This window comes from Aquimarina sp. 433 (genome assembly GCF_054054605.1).
On the sequence record NZ_JBSWZK010000005.1, the window covers coordinates 359351 to 377032 of the forward strand.

The 17682-nt window shown below is 33.5% G+C and carries 10 protein-coding genes; 8 read left to right on the plus strand and 2 right to left on the minus strand.

Features of this window, described 5'->3' with window-relative positions; genetic code table 11:
* The first annotated feature begins 3 nt into the window (after positions 1-3).
* The 8 genes from ACWNT5_RS12930 to ACWNT5_RS12965 all read left to right on the plus strand — a co-directional run bounded on the left by ACWNT5_RS12930 (position 4) and on the right by ACWNT5_RS12965 (position 12399).
* The gene (locus ACWNT5_RS12930; RefSeq protein WP_456517554.1) at positions 4-1194 is read left to right on the plus strand and encodes an aspartate aminotransferase family protein; all 1191 of its coding nucleotides are present in this window, start codon (positions 4-6) and stop codon (positions 1192-1194) included.
* Positions 1195-1603: 409 nt separating this feature from the next.
* Positions 1604-3001, plus strand: coding sequence for a tetratricopeptide repeat protein (locus ACWNT5_RS12935; protein ID WP_456517555.1), 1398 nt, complete (start codon positions 1604-1606; stop codon positions 2999-3001).
* A 120-nt stretch (positions 3002-3121) separates the two neighbouring features.
* Positions 3122-4087, plus strand: coding sequence for a DUF368 domain-containing protein (locus ACWNT5_RS12940; protein ID WP_456517556.1), 966 nt, complete (start codon positions 3122-3124; stop codon positions 4085-4087).
* A 7-nt stretch (positions 4088-4094) separates the two neighbouring features.
* Positions 4095-5123: a DUF368 domain-containing protein gene (locus tag ACWNT5_RS12945; RefSeq protein WP_299899679.1), complete on the plus strand. Its 1029-nt coding sequence runs from the start codon at positions 4095-4097 to the stop codon at positions 5121-5123.
* Positions 5120-5848 (plus strand): shikimate dehydrogenase family protein, encoded by a 729-nt coding sequence (locus ACWNT5_RS12950; protein WP_456517557.1) that lies wholly within the window; start codon positions 5120-5122, stop codon positions 5846-5848. Before ACWNT5_RS12945 ends, ACWNT5_RS12950 begins: the two co-directional genes overlap by 4 nt.
* 139 nt (positions 5849-5987) lie before the next feature.
* Entirely contained in the window at positions 5988-8039 is a 2052-nt protein-coding gene (locus ACWNT5_RS12955) for a DUF349 domain-containing protein (protein WP_456517558.1), read from the plus strand.
* Between the two features lie 20 nt (positions 8040-8059).
* Positions 8060-8689: a class I SAM-dependent methyltransferase gene (locus ACWNT5_RS12960; RefSeq protein ID WP_456517559.1), complete on the plus strand. Its 630-nt coding sequence runs from the start codon at positions 8060-8062 to the stop codon at positions 8687-8689.
* A gap of 269 nt (positions 8690-8958) precedes the next feature.
* Complete coding sequence (locus ACWNT5_RS12965; protein WP_456517560.1) at positions 8959-12399, plus strand: starch-binding protein; 3441 nt, start codon at positions 8959-8961, stop codon at positions 12397-12399.
* Positions 12400-12605: 206 nt separating this feature from the next.
* Here ACWNT5_RS12965 and ACWNT5_RS12970 read toward each other — a convergent pair whose 3' ends face one another.
* Positions 12606-13967 (minus strand): RagB/SusD family nutrient uptake outer membrane protein, encoded by a 1362-nt coding sequence (locus ACWNT5_RS12970; protein WP_456517561.1) that lies wholly within the window; start codon positions 13965-13967, stop codon positions 12606-12608.
* 11 nt (positions 13968-13978) lie between these two features.
* Complete coding sequence (locus ACWNT5_RS12975) at positions 13979-16987, minus strand: SusC/RagA family TonB-linked outer membrane protein (RefSeq protein ID WP_456517562.1); 3009 nt, start codon at positions 16985-16987, stop codon at positions 13979-13981.
* Positions 16988-17682 lie beyond the last annotated feature (695 nt).

The window sequence follows — 17682 nt, forward strand, 5'->3', positions numbered from 1 at the left end:
AAGGTGAAAGAAGATTTTTTTACATATCAAGCCCAGACGACTCCGCATCCATTAGCGATGGAAATATCTCATGCTGAGGGAAGTTATATTTTTGCTACTAATGGAAAAAAGTATTTAGACTTCGTTGCTGGTGTTTCTGCTTGTAGTTTAGGCCATAGACACCCAAAAGTGGTAAATGCCATAAAAGAGCAACTAGATAAATATTTGCACGTTATGGTTTACGGAGAATATATCCAACAGCCTGCCGTAGCACTTACGAAACTCTTAGCTTCTCTCCTACCAGATCCTTTGGAGAAAACTTATTTAACCAACTCTGGTACTGAAGCAATAGAGGGTTCTCTAAAATTAGCAAGAAGAGTTACAGGAAGAAGTCAAATCATTGCTGCTAAGCTTGCCTATCATGGTAACACAATGGGGTCTATGAGTGTGATGGGTTATGAAGAAAGGAAACAAGCCTTTCGACCACTAATTCCAGATGTATCCTTCATATCCTTTAATGAAGAGGATGATCTAGAACAAATCACCAATAAAACAGCAGGAGTTATTTTGGAAACAATTCAGGGTGGTGCAGGATTTATTACTCCTAAAAATGACTATTTAAGAAAAGTAAAAAAACGCTGTGAAGAAGTTGGAGCCCTGTTAATTCTTGATGAAATCCAACCTGGATTTGGTAGAACGGGCAAGTTATTCGGGTTTCAGAATTACGATATGGCTCCAGATATTATAGTAATGGGTAAAGGTATGGGTGGCGGATTACCGATTGGAGCTTTTACGGCTTCTTCAGAAATGATGAATCAGTTACAGGATAATCCAAAACTAGGTCATATTACCACTTTTGGAGGTAATCCGGTTATTGCAGCTGCCGCTTTGGCAACTTTAGAAGAAATCTCACAAAGTGACTTAATGTCAGAAACCCTAGAAAAAGAAAAATTAATTAGATCTTTATTAGTACATCCTTTAATCACAGAAATTAGAGGTGTAGGATTGATGCTCGCTTTAATGACCGTTACTCCTGATATTGCTAATGAAATTGTGTTAAAATGCCAAGACAATGGTTTGATATTATTTTGGTTGCTTTTTGAACCAAAAGCAGTGAGAATAACACCTCCATTGACTATTTCTAAAGAAGAAATAAAGGAAGGATGCCAAATTATCCTAGAGGTATTAGATAATATTGAATATCCAAAAAACTAATTATATTCTATACTAAATTCATTTAAATTCCTTATATTTAAAGGACTATCTCACCAAAAACACAATTCGATAGAACATCTGGCTTTTTTTAATGGACATGTTAAACCATTCATTTTTAAATGGTACACATTTTGTTAATTAGTTTGTTAAAAACAATTGATTTCTGAAGTAGTATGATGACATTTCATTCGTAATTTTAATACAGAGGAAATCAATAATGCTAACAATAAATTATGTAAAGTATTTTGTATTACTCTTATTTGTTGGGGAAGACAAAAAAAGTTTGTAATACGATTATGATTTATTGAGCATCTTTAATCAACGTGTATGAAATGAGCATATATTACGTTTCTATAATAGAGATATAATCATGCGAATGACATCTGATATTATTAAATAACACAAGCGGATGAAATTTAACCACGAAGAATTCGAAGACAACAATTTCTCAATTAGTCGTTACGAGTCTATGCTGAGATCTAATGATGTGAAATTTTTTGATTCTGATGAGTTTGAATCAATAATCCATCATTATTTAGAAAATGGGAAAATTGCTAAAGCGAAAAAAGCTATTTCTTTAGGGCTTTCACAACATCCATCTTCTGTTAACTTAAAGCTACTACAAGTAGAGGTTTTAGTTTTCGAAGATCGTTTGGATAAAGCAGATCATCTTTTAGCGCAGCTTCATGCTTTAGAGCCTGAAAACGAAGAAATTTATATTCAGAAAGCTAACATCCTTTCTAAACAAAATGATCATATAAAAGCAATTGAGTTATTAACCACTGCATTGCAATATACTGGAGATGAAGCAGATGTTTATTCCCTCATAGGAATGGAATATCTGTTTATGGATGACTTCGAAAATGCGAAAGTAAACTTCATGCGATGCTTAGAGGCAGATGATCAAGACTACTCAGCTTTGTATAACATTATTTACTGTTTTGATTTCTTGGAACAACATGAAGAAGCTATTACGTATCTTAATATGTTCTTGGATAAAAACCCATATTGCGAAGTAGCCTGGCATCAGGTAGGCAAGCAATATTTTGACATCAAAGAATATGAAAAAGCATTAGCTGCTTTTGATTTTGCTATCATTAGTGATGAATACTTTATCGGTGCATACTTAGAAAAAGGAAAAGTATTAGAAAAGCTAAAGAGATATGAACAGGCAATAGAAAATTATCGTATCACCTTAGAACTAGATGATCCAACTTCATTTGCTTTACTAAGAATAGGAAAATGTTTTGAAAAACTTGGAAGCGATGATTTAGCAATTCAACATTTCTCTAAAACGGTACATGAAGATCCGTTATTAGATAAAGGATGGATTGCAATTACTGATTTTTACATGAGAAAGCGTAATTATCAAAAAGCACTTTACTATACAAATAAAGCAATTAGTATCGATGCAGAAAATGTACTTTATTGGAAACGTTATGCCAAGATTAATAATCGCCTGGCATTTTTCGAAGAAGCAGAACGTGGATACAGAAAAGCATTAGAACTGGGTAATTACGAGTTAGAAACTTGGCTTAATAGATCTGATATCCTAAAATATATTGGTGAATCAGATGCTGCGATTCAAAACATGAACCAAGCCATAGAATTTTATCCCGAAAATGCTGAGATTCAATATCGATTAGCTGGATTATACTATGAGCAACAAGAATATAGCAAAGGTGAATTCCACCTTAGAAAAGGTTTGGAATTAGATCAAGAATATACGATTGTTTTAGAAGAGCTGTTTGAGTCAGTTTTCAACCTTTCTTTAGTTCAAAATATTATCTCAGAATACAAAAGATAATACCTGATTTATTGTTTATTTTACAATAAAATTGAGTCTTTCAATTTCCTTAGATAACCGCATGTTTTACAACAAAAAATACATACATTTGTTTGTATAACCATTGTAAAAGCACAAAAAATGCAACGAAGTCTTAAGGACTACCTATTAGTTTCACTAAAAGGAATTGCTATGGGAGCTGCTGATGTTGTTCCTGGAGTTTCTGGAGGTACGATCGCCTTTATATCTGGCATCTATGAAGAATTAATTTCTACGATAAACAATCTTAATATTGCATTTTTTAAAGACTGGAAAAAAGATGGATTAAAAGATACTTGGAAAAAATACAATCTTTCTTTTCTAGTAGCATTATTTGTTGGAATTGCCATTAGTATTCTATCTCTTGCCAAAATAATTAAATGGCTATTACATAATGAACCCTTATTATTGTGGTCCTTTTTTTTCGGATTAGTACTCGCAAGTATCCTTTACATAGGAAAACAGATTACTGCATGGAGCCCAAAAGTCCTTATTAGTATTGTATTAGCTGCTGTAATCTCCTATTTTATTACAATTGCAGAACCTATGGCTTCTCCAGAAAGTCTTTGGTACTTATTGTTTTGCGGGTTCATTGCTATAATTGCTATGATCTTACCTGGAGTTTCGGGCGCATTTATTTTATTGATTCTAGGAGCTTATGAAACTTTTATCGGAATCTTGAATCAGTTTCGAGAAGGACTCACGACCTTTAATATTAGTTTGCTATGGGAATCTTTTTATAAAATCGTAATAATTGGAATTGGAGCTGTAGCCGGTTTAAAACTATTCTCTAAAGTTCTCAATTGGATGTTCGACAATCATAAAAATATCACTTTAGCATTACTAACTGGTTTTATGATCGGTTCTTTAAATAAACTTTGGCCTTGGAAAGAAGTACTCTCATGGAGAACAAACTCTGAAGGCATAGAAGTGCCTTTTATAGAAAAAAGTATTCTACCAGCGAGTTATGAAGGAGATCCTAGAGTAATGTGGGTGCTTATTTTTGTTACTATTGGTTTTCTTTTAATTCTTATATTAGAGCGACTTGCAACAAAAAAGGAAAAGTAAATAATTCATGGCCCAAAACACCAGAACGTTAAGCGATAAGTTTTTTTTAGTCATCAAGGGGTTGGCTATGGGAGCTGCTAACAAAGTACCTGGTGTATCTGGAGGAGTAGTTGCTTTTGTTGCTGGTTTTTATGAAGAATTCATATACTCTTTGCAGAAAATAAATCTCAAAGCATTCAAATTATTTATCAATTTTAGATTTTCTAGCTTCTGGAGATATATTAATGGTAGATTTTTAGCACTGTTAATCTTAGGAATGCTCATTAGCTATTTTAGTGTCTCTAAAATACTAGATTATTTAATCATTCATTATGAGTTATATGTGTGGTCCGCCTTTTTTGGGATGATTATCGGATCTATTTATTATATCGTAAAAGACTTTGATGACTGGAACAGACGAAATATTTGTTTTATCATTATCGGTACTATCGTAGGAGTTAGCATTAGTCTTTTGGAGCCAGCAAAAGAAAATGACAACTTATTTTTTGTGTTTTTCTGTGGAATTGTTGGTGTTTCTGGTATGACCTTGCCTGGTTTGTCAGGTTCTTTTATTCTTATCTTATTTGGAAACTATGTGCTGTTACTCGTAGATTCTGTAAATGCTTTATACGATACCATAGCAGATCTTATACGATGGGATTTATCTTTTACAGAAAATGAAAATAGAATCCGATTATTAAAAGTTCTCGTAGTTTTTAGTCTTGGCTCTATTACTGGATTAGTAACGTTATCACATTTTTTAGGATACGTATTAAAACATTATAAAAATGCCACTTTTGCATCGATTATTGGTTTTATTACAGGCTCATTAGGAGTAGTTTGGCCATGGAAATATAAAATGTATAAAAAAGATGAAGTAGGTCAAATTTTAATAGATGCACAAGGCAATCCAATACTTGATAACTACGATCGATATCTACCAGATTTTTCAATCATGTCTACATACATTGCTTTCTTTTTCATACTTGTGGGTATTGGAATTGTGCTGTGGTTAGAATGGTATGGAGAAAAAACTGTAAAAACCAAACCAATATGAGTACATATGGATTATTAGGAAGAGATATAGGCTACTCCTTTTCCAGAAATTATTTTTCTAATAGATTCGAAAAAGAAAATCTACCACATCATTACGTAAACTTTGATCTTAAATCTATTGAAGAGCTTAAAGAGGTACTCGAAAATAAGGAAATACATGGTATGAATGTCACTATTCCTTATAAAGAAGAAGTGATTCCATATTTAGATACTTTGGATCCAATAGCAAAAGAAATCGGAGCTGTTAATGTTATCAAGTTTGAAAATAATGGAAAGCTTACAGGATACAATAGTGATTATTATGGTTTTACTGAATCTCTAAAACCACTACTTACCCCAAAAGTAAAAAAAGCACTAATTCTTGGAACTGGTGGCGCCTCTAAAGCAATTGCCTATGCGCTAGAAACACTAGATATTAAGTATACTTTTGTATCTAGAAATCCAGACTTTAAAGAACTTAGTTATAACGATTTGGATGAAGATATCATTAGAGATTTTAAATTAATCATCAACTGTACTCCTTTAGGAACACACCCTAAAGTTCAAAATCATCCAGATATTCCGTTTGAGCATCTTGGCGAGAATCATATTTTATACGATCTTATCTATAATCCAGAAGAAACAACCTTTATGAGAAAAGGTAAAGATAAAGGTGCCAAAATTATTAATGGCCTACGGATGCTCGTGCTACAAGCAGAAAGATCCTGGGAAATCTGGAATTCTTAATTTTTAATATCACTTCCTAATAAATAATATACTTTTCCTACAAATGTAATTCCTAAAACGAAGTATTTGCTTTGAGTTTATATAAGATGTTAGTATCTTAGACAATCGTTAGTCTCCGATAAACAAAAACATTAATACGATGTCCACACACGATAACCTGCCTCAGGCAGATGGAAATGAAGAAAAAAAGGCTGAATCTCCTATTGAAAGTATAGAGAATCCTACTACCGAAGAATCTGAATCTGTTACACCTGTAGTAGAAGAAAATGCTGCCAATGATGGCGCAAAATTAGAAGAAGCTTCTAATACTGAAGTTACAACAGAAGAAACATCATCTTCAGAAAAAGAAGAAGCGGTAGCAGAAATTTCTAAGGAAGAAGTTCCTACAGAATCTTCCAATGATGCGATTCAAAATGAAATGGATGAAGCAGTAGCTAAGGATAGCGAAGATGAGGCAAAATTAGAACGTCATGATATTGAAAAGAAAGATTATCATGCCATGACCAAAGATCAGCTTATCTCAGAATTAAGGCATCTTATAAAAAATGAGAAAATTCAAGCTATAAAAGAACATGTAGAAGAGATTAAGACTGAGTTTAACGCTAAATTTAATGAAGAAGTAGAACAGAAAAAAGATGAGTTTTTAGCTGAAGGAGGTAATATTATTGATTTTTACTATTCTACTCCACTCAAAAAAGAATTCAATTCTGTTTATTTTGATTATAAAGAAAAAAGAAACGCTTACTACCAAAATCTAAAAAAAGACCTTCAGGTAAACCTTCAAAAGAGATTAGATATTATTGAAGAACTTAAAGGGCTATTAAACGTAGAAGAAAACATTAATTCTACTTATAATCACTTTAAGGAAATTAAAGAAAGGTGGCACAATGCAGGACCAATTCCAAGAGATAAATACAACACCGTTTGGAATACGTATCATCACCATACCGAAAATTTTTATGATTTCCTTCATCTCAATAGAGACTTTAGGGATCTTGATTTCAAGCACAATCTAGAACAGAAACTAAAAATTATAGAACGTGCCACAGAACTTGCACAAGAAACAGATGTAAATCGAGCTTTTAGAGAATTACAAATTCTTCATAAAATGTGGAAAGAAGATTTAGGTCCTGTTGCTAAAGAATATAGAGAGCCTATCTGGGAGAAATTTAGTGCTCTTACCAAACAAATTCATGAAAACCGACAAGAATTTTTCAAAGTTCAGGATAAAGTTTATGAACAGAATTTAGTGGTAAAGCAAGGAATTATCAATAAAATAATCGAAGTTTCTTCTGACCACCCAAAAAATCATAATGGTTGGCAACAAAAAATTAAAGAAATAGAAGCATTAAGAGAAGATTTCTTTAAAGCGGGAAAAGTTCCATTAAGTGCTAACGAAGAAACCTGGAGTCAGTTTAAAAGTGCGGTTCGAGATTTTAACAGAAATAAAAATGCCTTTTATAAAGGTCTTAAAAAAGATCAATTCGATAATCTAAACAAAAAGATGGAATTGATCAAAATTGCTGAGGATAATAAGGATAGTGATGACTTTTCTGTTACTACCCCATTAATGAAAAAAATCCAAGCAGACTGGAAAAAGATTGGTCATGTTCCTAGAAAAGACAGCGACCGAATCTGGAAAAGATTTAAAGATGCCTGCAACTTTTATTTCGATAGAATTCATGCTGAGAAAAATGAAGCAAATAAAGAAGAATTAGTTTCTTACGAGAAAAAGTTAGCACATATTGAAGCTCTCAAAGAATTGAAATTATCTGGTGATCCTAAAAACGATTTAGATACCATTAAGGAGAATATAAAAACATGGAAAAGTTTAGGGAGAGTACCCTATAAAAAAAGAAATATAGAGTCTGACTATCATAAGGTATTGGACGGCTTTTTTGAGCAATTAAATCTAAGTCGTCAAGAAACCGAAATGATTAAATACGAGAATAAACTAAATTCTCTAGCCAACCAATCAGATGATAGAGCACTACGAAATGAACAAAACTTTATTCGTAAAAAAATAGAAGAGGTTCATAATGAAATTCGACAACTAGAAAATAATTTACAGTTTTTCAAGAATGCCGATGACTCTAACCCTCTTGTGATTGATGTAAGAAAAAATATCGAAAAACATAAAGAGAGTCTAGTCGTTTGGAAAAATAAACTCAAAAAAATCAAAGAACTTTAATAAGTCCATAGATTTAATTAATGATTAATTGCGCTCTTTGCGGTTCAGAAACCCAGAAATTTACTGAAATACAAGAGCGCATATATTATCAATGCATTAACTGTAGTGGAATATCATTAGACCCTTCTTTTTACCTAACAGATGAACAAGAAAAAGAACGGTATGAAATTCATAATAACGATGTAACCGATTCTGGATACCAGAACTTCGTATCTCCTATTGTTAATGCTATCGCTAAAAACTATACACCACATCATAAAGGTTTAGATTTTGGTAGTGGAACAGGACCGGTTATAACTACAATGCTCCGAAAACAAGGGTATGATATTACCACGTATGATCCCTTTTTTGATCTCAATCCCAATGCATTAAGACAAACCTATAATTATATTGCTTGCTGCGAAGTAATGGAACATTTTCACAATCCGAATAAGGAATTTGCTCTACTACATTCCTTACTTGAAGAAAATGGTACTTTATATTGTAAAACGTATCTTTATAATTCATCCATTAATTTTAATTCTTGGTGGTATAAAAACGACCCTACTCACGTTTTCTTTTACACAGAAAAGACATTGCAATGGATACAATCTAAATTTAATTTTAGCAAACTAATTATTTCGGACAAGCTGATTTGTTTTAGACGATAATGTATTTTGTTTTATATCTAACAAAATTCAAATATTATACCTTCTACAATACTCTCATTACAAATCTTATTAACACGAAAACGTTTGAGTAATTAACTACTTCTATTAGTACTTATTTATTCCCTAAATTGCATAATTATCATTTTTATCGATAAAATAATATCACTAATATAATAATATTTAAAATTTAATAACTATATGACAATTTAAACACCAACTTCTTTCAAAAGAAGATTATTACACAAGACACAATTCAAACACTAAAACTTATGAAAAACTCACTACCTAAACTCTTAGGCATTATTTGTCTATGGAGTTTATCACTCAATTCATTTTTTGTAAATGCACAAACTGATTTTAGAGAAGAAACCATTTATTTCCTCTTAACCACTCGTTTTTTTGATGGTGACCCTAATAACAATGTACCTACAGAATGGTCCTCTTACAATCCGGACCCGAATATCAATCCTACTATTACGGATCCCAATGATGTAACGTGGAAAGGTGACTTTAAAGGATTAATCCAAAAACTAGACTATATAAAGGATCTTGGTTTCACAGCTATTTGGATCACTCCTATCGTGCACAACAGAAGCCCTTTAGACTATCATGGTTATCATGCTTGGGATTTTACTAAAGTAGATCCCCGTTTAGAATCTCCTGGAGCTACGTTTCAGGATTTGATAAATGAAGTTCATGCGCGTGATATGAAGATTGTATTAGATGTTGTTACCAATCATGCAGGTCGTTTTGGGATTAAAGATGTTGCAGAAATAAAATATAACACAGATCCTACAAAACCCTGGTACGCACCAGACAACCCCAATTGGGAGTATGATGGTTTAACACCAAATCCAGAAGATGGACTAATCTGGAGTCGTGCTAACCTTGCAGAAATGCCACCTCCTTATAATCAAGATCTTTCTGCCTTTAATTTTCCTAGCAAAGAAAGCTATGTAGATACTTCGGATCCAGAATGGTATCATCATTCAGGGAATGGATTTGCACAAGGTTTTGATGATATAGAAAATTTACACAATAGAGCTTTAGCTGGAGACACACCAGACTTAAACACAGGAAGTCAAGTAGTTAGAGACTATCTTGTAAATGCATATGCTACATTTATTAATATGGGAGTTGATGCATTTCGTTGGGATACAGTTAAGCATATGAGTAAAGAAGATATCATCTATTTCTACGATGCTTTTAAGGCTATTAACCCTGATCTCTTTATTTTTGGAGAAGTTGCGCAACTAAGACACGAGTTACATCCTGTTGATGAAATCAATCCGCATTATTATACTTGGAGAGGTGCAGTAAACAATTCAGAACCTTTAGAACTTGCTGTAATTGATTTCTTTGGTGAAGCGACATTTCACGGAACTTTCGAAGAAGGACAATCTTTCCCAACAGTGAAAGCAGCAGCACGTTATGACCATTTATATAGTGATCCTTCTACTTTGATAACATGGTTAGATAATCATGATTTTGGTCCTAATAATGATTGGAACAGAAGATATGGCGGTACCGATGAAAATTTAGCCGCGTGTATGAACTTTATGTTTACATGGCGAGGAATTCCAGTAGTGTATTATGGAACTGAAATGAGATTTAAAGCTGGAGAATTTAATGATATTCATAATGCTGCAGGTATCGAACAATCAATTGATAAAACTGGTAGAGCCTACTACGGAGATGTAATAGACCAAGCTCCTAGTCACAAAATATACCAACACATAAGAAAATTAAATGCTATTAGAAAAGCTGTTCCAGCACTCCAAAAAGGAAGTTGGGACTGGAAAGAAGCTCCGGGAAATGCCGTATCGTATCGTAGAGTACATCAAAATAGTGAAGTTGCTGTAGGGTTAGCAAAAGATGGAAATGCATCTTTTAGCATCTCCGGAATGACTAATGGTGTGTATAGAGATGCTGTAACGGGAAGAGAAATTTTTGCGCAAAACGGAGTGTTGAATTTCACTGTAACTTCTGGATCTGCAGGGATCTATGTACTTAATGGACCTGGACTCATTGGAGGCTGCGGTGGTGGTTTCTTCGAGAATTGCGTTAATGGACCAAGTAATCCTGTAGTTATAATGAATCCAAATACTACCAACTCCGAAGATCCTATTCAAATTACTATGGATGGTGTTGGAGGAGCTGGTGCTCCATACGCTATTTATTATACGTTGGATGGATCCACTCCAAATAGTTCGAGTACTTTATATAACAGTGCATTTACGATCACAGAATCTACCACTATCAAAGCTATCGTTTATGATAGAGATGGAGTAGCTTCAGATATTCTAACAAAAAATTATAGAATTGGTCCTATTGAAGGATTACACGTATATTTTAAGAAACCATCTTCTTGGTCTCAGGCGAATGTTCATTATTGGAATGAATCACCAGATGTATTACCAACTAGTAATTGGCCAGGTCCTCAAATGAATCAAATAGACAATTCTGAATGGTATGAATATATTTTTGAAGGCGTTCAGAGTACTAATTTACTATTCAATGATAATGGTGGTGCTAAAACTGATGACTTAATAAGAGATAGAGATGGATGGTACGATGATGGAGTATGGTATGATACTGATCCTAGAGTTAATGTTAATACCCCTCCAGTAGTATCTATATCTCCTAACGGTGGAACTTTTAACATCGGAGAAATTGTAAACATTACATTAAGTGCTACAGACAATTCTTCCGCAGGAATTGAAATTTATTATACATTAAATGGTAATGATCCTTCATCATCCTCAACTCGTTATACGAACCCAATATCCATTACATCTGATACTACCATAAAAGCAATTGCATATGATTCAGAAGGATTAACTTCTCCAATAGCAAGCAATTCTTTCACATTTACAGACGGCACTACTGATTCAATGACTATATATTACAAAGGTAATTTAACAAACCCTTCTATATACTATTGGAACACTACTCCGACAGCAAGTAATATACCTTGGCCTGGAGTGGTAATGAATCCTATTGGCAACGACTGGTATTCTTTTACTTTTGATACTATAAGTTGTGCCAATATTATATTTAGCAATAATGGATCATCACAAACAGAAGATCTTCAAAGATGCGGAGATGGATGGTATTACAATGGCACTTGGTATGACAGTAATCCAGAAGAAAATCAAGATCTTACCTTATATTTTAAATCAGATTCTTTTACATCTCCAACGATCTACTTTTGGAATACTACACCATCTGGCATAACAACAGCTTGGCCTGGAGAAGCTATGACATTAGACGCTAATGGTTGGTATAGTTATACCTTATCTAATACTTCTTGTTCTAATTTAATATTTAGCAATAATGGTGGATCCCAAACACCAGATCTCAATAGGTGTCAGAATGGATGGTATTATAACGGTACTTGGTATGACCAAAACCCAGACAACCTTAGATTAAACAATACTGATGACAAACTATCTGTTGAAGATGTAAAGGTATTTCCAAATCCTCTTGAAGAAACATCTGTACTACAACTACAAGTTAGACAATCAACAAGTCTGGTAAAAATTGAATTAATAAATGTATACGGTGCTTCACAAACCATTATAAATGGTAAAATAAATGAAGGAATTCATCAATATGAGCTCGGTAAAACCCCATTAGCAAGTGGAATTTACTTTTGTAAAATTACTATGGATGGTAAATCTTTAACAAAAAAGGTAATTAAACGCTAGCAAGTGTGGATTTAATAACTAAAGCCCCTTACTTAAGTTACACAACTATAAGTAAGGGGCTTTTCTATTATAAATTAAGCAAATCCTACATTAAAAACTACCTAGAAAATTATTTTGAAAAATCATTTTTACGTACCACTCTACTGACGAATATAATTTCAATGTTCATTTCTAGGCAGTTTTAAAAAAGTATAAAAACTCAACAATTAACTTCCATACCCTGGATTTTGCATCAAATTAGGATTAGCATCCCTTTCCCTTTGTGGAATTGGCATTACTAAGGAATTATCATCATAATTTAGTGTACCAACTGTACCTTGCAACCTTTTTATATCGTGCAATGCAAATCCTTCAAATGCTAATTCTCTTTTACGTTCATCAATAATATCTTGTAATGTAATTGCTCCAAGTGCCACCGCATTTGATCTACCACGAAGCGCATTAATTTCTGCAAGAGGTGCTAATCCTATTGCTGTAGATAGTCTAAAATTAGATTCAGCCCTAATCAAATGCATCTCTGCTACACGTAAAAAAGGAATATTTGCAAACTGAGATTGCCATTTAGTTGTAGCCGTTCCACTAGAGGTTGTATAAAAAAACTGTGATCTATCATCGTTAGGATCATCAAAAATATTGAAAAACGATGCATTAATAGACACATCAGGATTCCCTTGTCTTCCTCCAAAATCTTGTCCTGCCCAAAAAGTATTCATCAGATTAGCTCCATCTTGGCTAGTTACTTGCCATGCAAAAATATCTTCACTAGAATCCCCATCATTATTAAATGCTCCGTCATAAGTTGCTGTAAGTGCATGTCCACTATTTTGTAACACATCATTAGCGGCATCTCTTGCTCCGCTATAATTACCTTGTTGTAAATACACACGAGCTAAAAGGGCTTGAGCAGCGTATTTATCTGCAAAAACTCCATTGCTATCTGGTAACAAATTGTAAGCACTTTGTAAATCTTCTATTACACGAGCATAAACATCTTCGACATTATCTCTAGAAGGAGATGTAATATCTGCAGGATTTAAAATTGCATTTAGTACTATTGGAGCTGCAAGTTGAGTATTTCCTCCACCTGCTTCATATGATTGCCCGAATAACCTAGCAAGATCAAAATAAGCTAGTGCACGTAAAAATTTTGCTTCTCCTTCGACTCTATTCCGATCTGACTCGTCCTCGAATACGTCTAAATTAGCTAAAACGATATTGGCTTGATTATTTACTTCATATGCGTTTAACCAATAATCTCTTACAAAAGTATTATCTGGTGTTAGTTGTTTTTCTATTAATTGCGCAGGTTGTTCAAATGTACCATTCCAAGAAAGGTCTGTATCATTAGCCAATAATTCTGCAGCTAGATTAATCTGCCCTCCATAAGAAACACCTTGTCCTGCTTCATCATAAATTCCGGTTAAAACATTTTGAAGGTTAGCCGGATTAGTGATCACTACCTCAGGCAACAAACTTTGTTCTGGTTCTAATTCGAGATTATCCTCGCATCCAACAATGGAAACCACTGCGGAAAGTAATACTAATATTTTATATTTTATTGTCTTCATATTCTTATATTTTAAAAGTCGATATTTATACCTAAAGTGTATGTTTTAGCGGGAGGTGCCGAATAAAATGTTTCTCCAACTTGAATATTAGAGTTACCATTAAAATCTGCTGTAGATTCTGGATCATATCCATCAAAATCAGTAAAAGTTAACAGATTAAAACCTGTAAAATATATTCTTATCCTCTCCATATAAAACTTCTTAGTAACTTCTTGAGGTACGGTATATCCTAATGTTAAATTTCTTAGCCTGATAAAATCAGACTCCTGAAGATATCTAGTAGAAGCTTGCTGACCATTAGTCGAAAATAACCTCGCTTGTGGCACATCTGTAATATCACCTGGTTGTTGCCATCTTCTTAACTGATCTGTAGTTTGATTATCAAAGAATCTAGCGTTACCAGATTGGAATCGACCTCCATTATTGTAAATAGAAGCACCCCATTCTCCTTGAAACGTAAATGAAAAGTCAATTCCTTTATAGGTAACATTATTTGTCAATCCAGCAATTAAATCTGGATATGGACTACCGGCAATAACTCTACTTGCCTCATTAAAGTTATTTGTTGTACTTCTATCAATCGTACCATCAGCGTTTACTGTATTTCGAATAAATAATGCATCTCCATTAGCAGGATCAGCACCCGCAAATTCTACTAAGTAAAAAGAAGATACTGTTTCTCCCTCTCTAACAATATTTCTACCAGCGATAATATCTCCTCCAGGTAAATTAGTCACTTCATTATCAATCGTAGAAAGATTTAAAGAAGTACTCCAACTAGCATCAGAAGAAACAATATTCTTAGTATTGATTACAAATTCAAATCCACTATTTTTTATTTCCCCAACATTTCTTGTAATATTTGGGAAACCAGAAGTACCAGGAACTGGTTCATTAAGCAATAGATCATCTGTAGCTTTTTCATAATAATCAATTTCTCCAGAAATTCTGTTGTTAAGGATACCAAAGTCTAATCCGATATCATACTGTGTAGTTTTTTCCCATTTTAATGCAGGATTTCCTAGTTGAGTTGGTGCCAATCCAGCTCTTTGATTATATGGAGTTCCTTGGAACAAACTCAAACTTGCAAAATTCCCAATACCAGCATTTCCTGTAATCCCCCAGCTTCCTCTTAGTTTCAGTAATGAAAGTATTTCTGAGTTATTAAGAAATGATTCTTCTGATACAATCCATCCGGCTGACACTGCTGGGAACCAACCAAATCTATTTTCTTCACCAAAACGTGAAGAACCATCATATCTCAAACTTGCTTTCAATAAATATTTATCCGCAATAGATAAAGTAGCTCTACCAAAATATGAAAGGAAATTAAATCTTGTGCGAGTAGATCCCCCAGCAGTAATTTCGGCTGCACTATTTAATGTTTGTAGGTCATCCGAAGGAAATCCTTGTCCCTGAGCAAACTGCAATCTTCTCTGACTATCCTCATAACTCATCCCCACAGTTGTTTCCAAATCAAACGTATTGTCAAATCTTTTGGCATAAGTAAAATAATTATTCAAATTATATTTCTCTGTTTGTACTGCATTAACAGTTCCAAAACCACCAACGGACGCCGATTGCGTAAGACTTCCTGAAAATCTCTCTGCAACTTGGGATAGAAAATCATATCCAATCTCGGATCTAAAACTTAAATCTGGTAAAATTTGATATTCTGCATAAGTATTGGCTAAAATTCTCCAGATATTTGTCTTAAAACTACCGTTAAATTCATCGCCTAAGAAATTATAGTATTCAGTTGACTCATTATTAGGAGTAATACCATCTTCCAAATAAGCTGGAGATAACGGTGATTGTGCAATTGCTTGAAGTGGTGTTGCAAATGCATTATCATTAGCAATCCTGTCTATTATCGACTTTGAGATACTTGCATTAGTTCCTACTTTAAATTTCTTGGAAAGCGTATGATCGATATTTGTTCTAAATGAATATCTCTCTAATTCATTGCCTCTTACAATACCATCTGTATTGTTATAAGCTGTAGACATATAGAATCTAGTTTTTTCACTTCCGCCCGAAACCGACACTCCAAAATCCTGTACTGATCCATCTACTAGAGCAAGCTCTTGCCAATCTGTATCAACCTCTCCATTTCTCCAATCCAGACCATTGGCGTAGAAATCAAACTGTCCTTCTATTCCTGCCTGACTAAATCCTGCGTTCAAGGCTGATTCAGTCATTAACTCCACATATTGCTCTGCATTTAGCCAATCTCTTTTATTTGTAGCACTACTGATTCCATAAGATGAATTAAGAGAAACCTTTGTTTTTCCTCTTTTACCTTGTTTTGTAGTAATAATAATTACCCCATTTGTTCCTCTAGCCCCATAAATTGCTGCAGAAGAAGCATCCTTAAGTATATCGATAGATTCGATATCATTTGGATTTAATGCAATAAGAGGATTAATAGGTGAATTATTAATAGATTCATCCGCATTAGTAATAGGGATTCCATCTACAACATAGAGTGGTTCTTGTGAAGAAGATATCGTAGCTACACCTCGCACTCTTACTTTTATCCCTCCTTCTACCTTACCATTTAATTGAGTTACCTGTACACCCGCTGCCTTTCCTGTTAGGCTACTTTGTAAACTTGGTGTTGGAATTTCATTAATTTCATCGGAAGATATAGAAGCAATATTCGCAGTAATTTTCCGCCTCGATTGTGTTCCAAAACCCACGACAACTACTTCTTCTAAAGCACTTACATCTTCATCCAAGATAACATCTATTATATTTTGATTGTTTAACACAATTTCTTTTGTAATATATCCTAAAAAAGAAAACATAATTGTTTCGCCACTAGCTGCTTCGATAGTATACATTCCATCAAAATCACTCTGAGTTCCCCTATTCGTATCCTTAATAAGGATATTTACACCTGGCAAAGGAATTCCTTTGTTGTCCTTAATAGACCCAGAAATTGATCTTTGCTGAGCCATTGCAATGCCCGAAATAAAAAAAACAAGCATTAACAAATTGTAATGATTTACTTTCATACATTAATTTTTTTCAAGATTTATACTCCAATTGTTGATCTAATCATAAAGGAAGGCAAGAGTATATTGAAGGCTAACTCAATAATACATCACCGATAAGAATAAACTACACGACCACTATCGGTAATTCTCTTGCCTAAGCTATATGATTACCATGTAAAGGAAGTTATAGAGGGAAAGAAATCAGGTAAAGCCTATAAACATTTACCTTGCCGATAAAAATTACCCTTTACCCGCTAACAAATTGATTTCAAAATACATAACTATGAATTGCAGTTATATGTAGTATTCTAGAAGATTATTAAACAGTAATTAATAATCTTCTCTTTTTTCTGACAATTTCTAAAATTGTCATCGCATTCATATATTAAAACAAAGAAGATACCGTGCTTGAATTCTTTAAACTAACTTTATAATGGTTTAACTTACAGTTAAGAAATTGTTTAGAAACTTCTTAGCTAGCGCTAAATAAATTAAAATGAAGTTACCTCCCTTTTCTAGATATAATGAGGTCTTAAATGATATAAGTTAAAATCTCCGGAGCAAGTTAACAGAGCAATCAAAGGACCTTTCATTTTCAAACCGTTTACGTTTTACTGGCAAAGTAAGCCTAGGGGTAAACCCTCTTAGAATAAAAAAAGGTCATTGAAGGCGATATGCCAACAATGACCTTTGCTTAAAGAATAAGAAATAAT

Coding starts and splice junctions, on each gene's coding strand:
- ACWNT5_RS12935 (WP_456517555.1), top strand. CDS start 1,604: ATGAAATTTAACCACGAAGAATTCGAAGACAACAATTTCTCAATTAGT.
- ACWNT5_RS12960 (WP_456517559.1), top strand. CDS start 8,060: ATGATTAATTGCGCTCTTTGCGGTTCAGAAACCCAGAAATTTACTGAA.
- ACWNT5_RS12940 (WP_456517556.1), top strand. CDS start 3,122: ATGCAACGAAGTCTTAAGGACTACCTATTAGTTTCACTAAAAGGAATT.
- ACWNT5_RS12945 (WP_299899679.1), top strand. CDS start 4,095: ATGGCCCAAAACACCAGAACGTTAAGCGATAAGTTTTTTTTAGTCATC.
- ACWNT5_RS12955 (WP_456517558.1), top strand. CDS start 5,988: ATGTCCACACACGATAACCTGCCTCAGGCAGATGGAAATGAAGAAAAA.
- ACWNT5_RS12950 (WP_456517557.1), top strand. CDS start 5,120: ATGAGTACATATGGATTATTAGGAAGAGATATAGGCTACTCCTTTTCC.
- ACWNT5_RS12970 (WP_456517561.1), bottom strand. CDS start 13,967: ATGAAGACAATAAAATATAAAATATTAGTATTACTTTCCGCAGTGGTT.
- ACWNT5_RS12965 (WP_456517560.1), top strand. CDS start 8,959: ATGAAAAACTCACTACCTAAACTCTTAGGCATTATTTGTCTATGGAGT.
- ACWNT5_RS12975 (WP_456517562.1), bottom strand. CDS start 16,987: ATGAAAGTAAATCATTACAATTTGTTAATGCTTGTTTTTTTTATTTCG.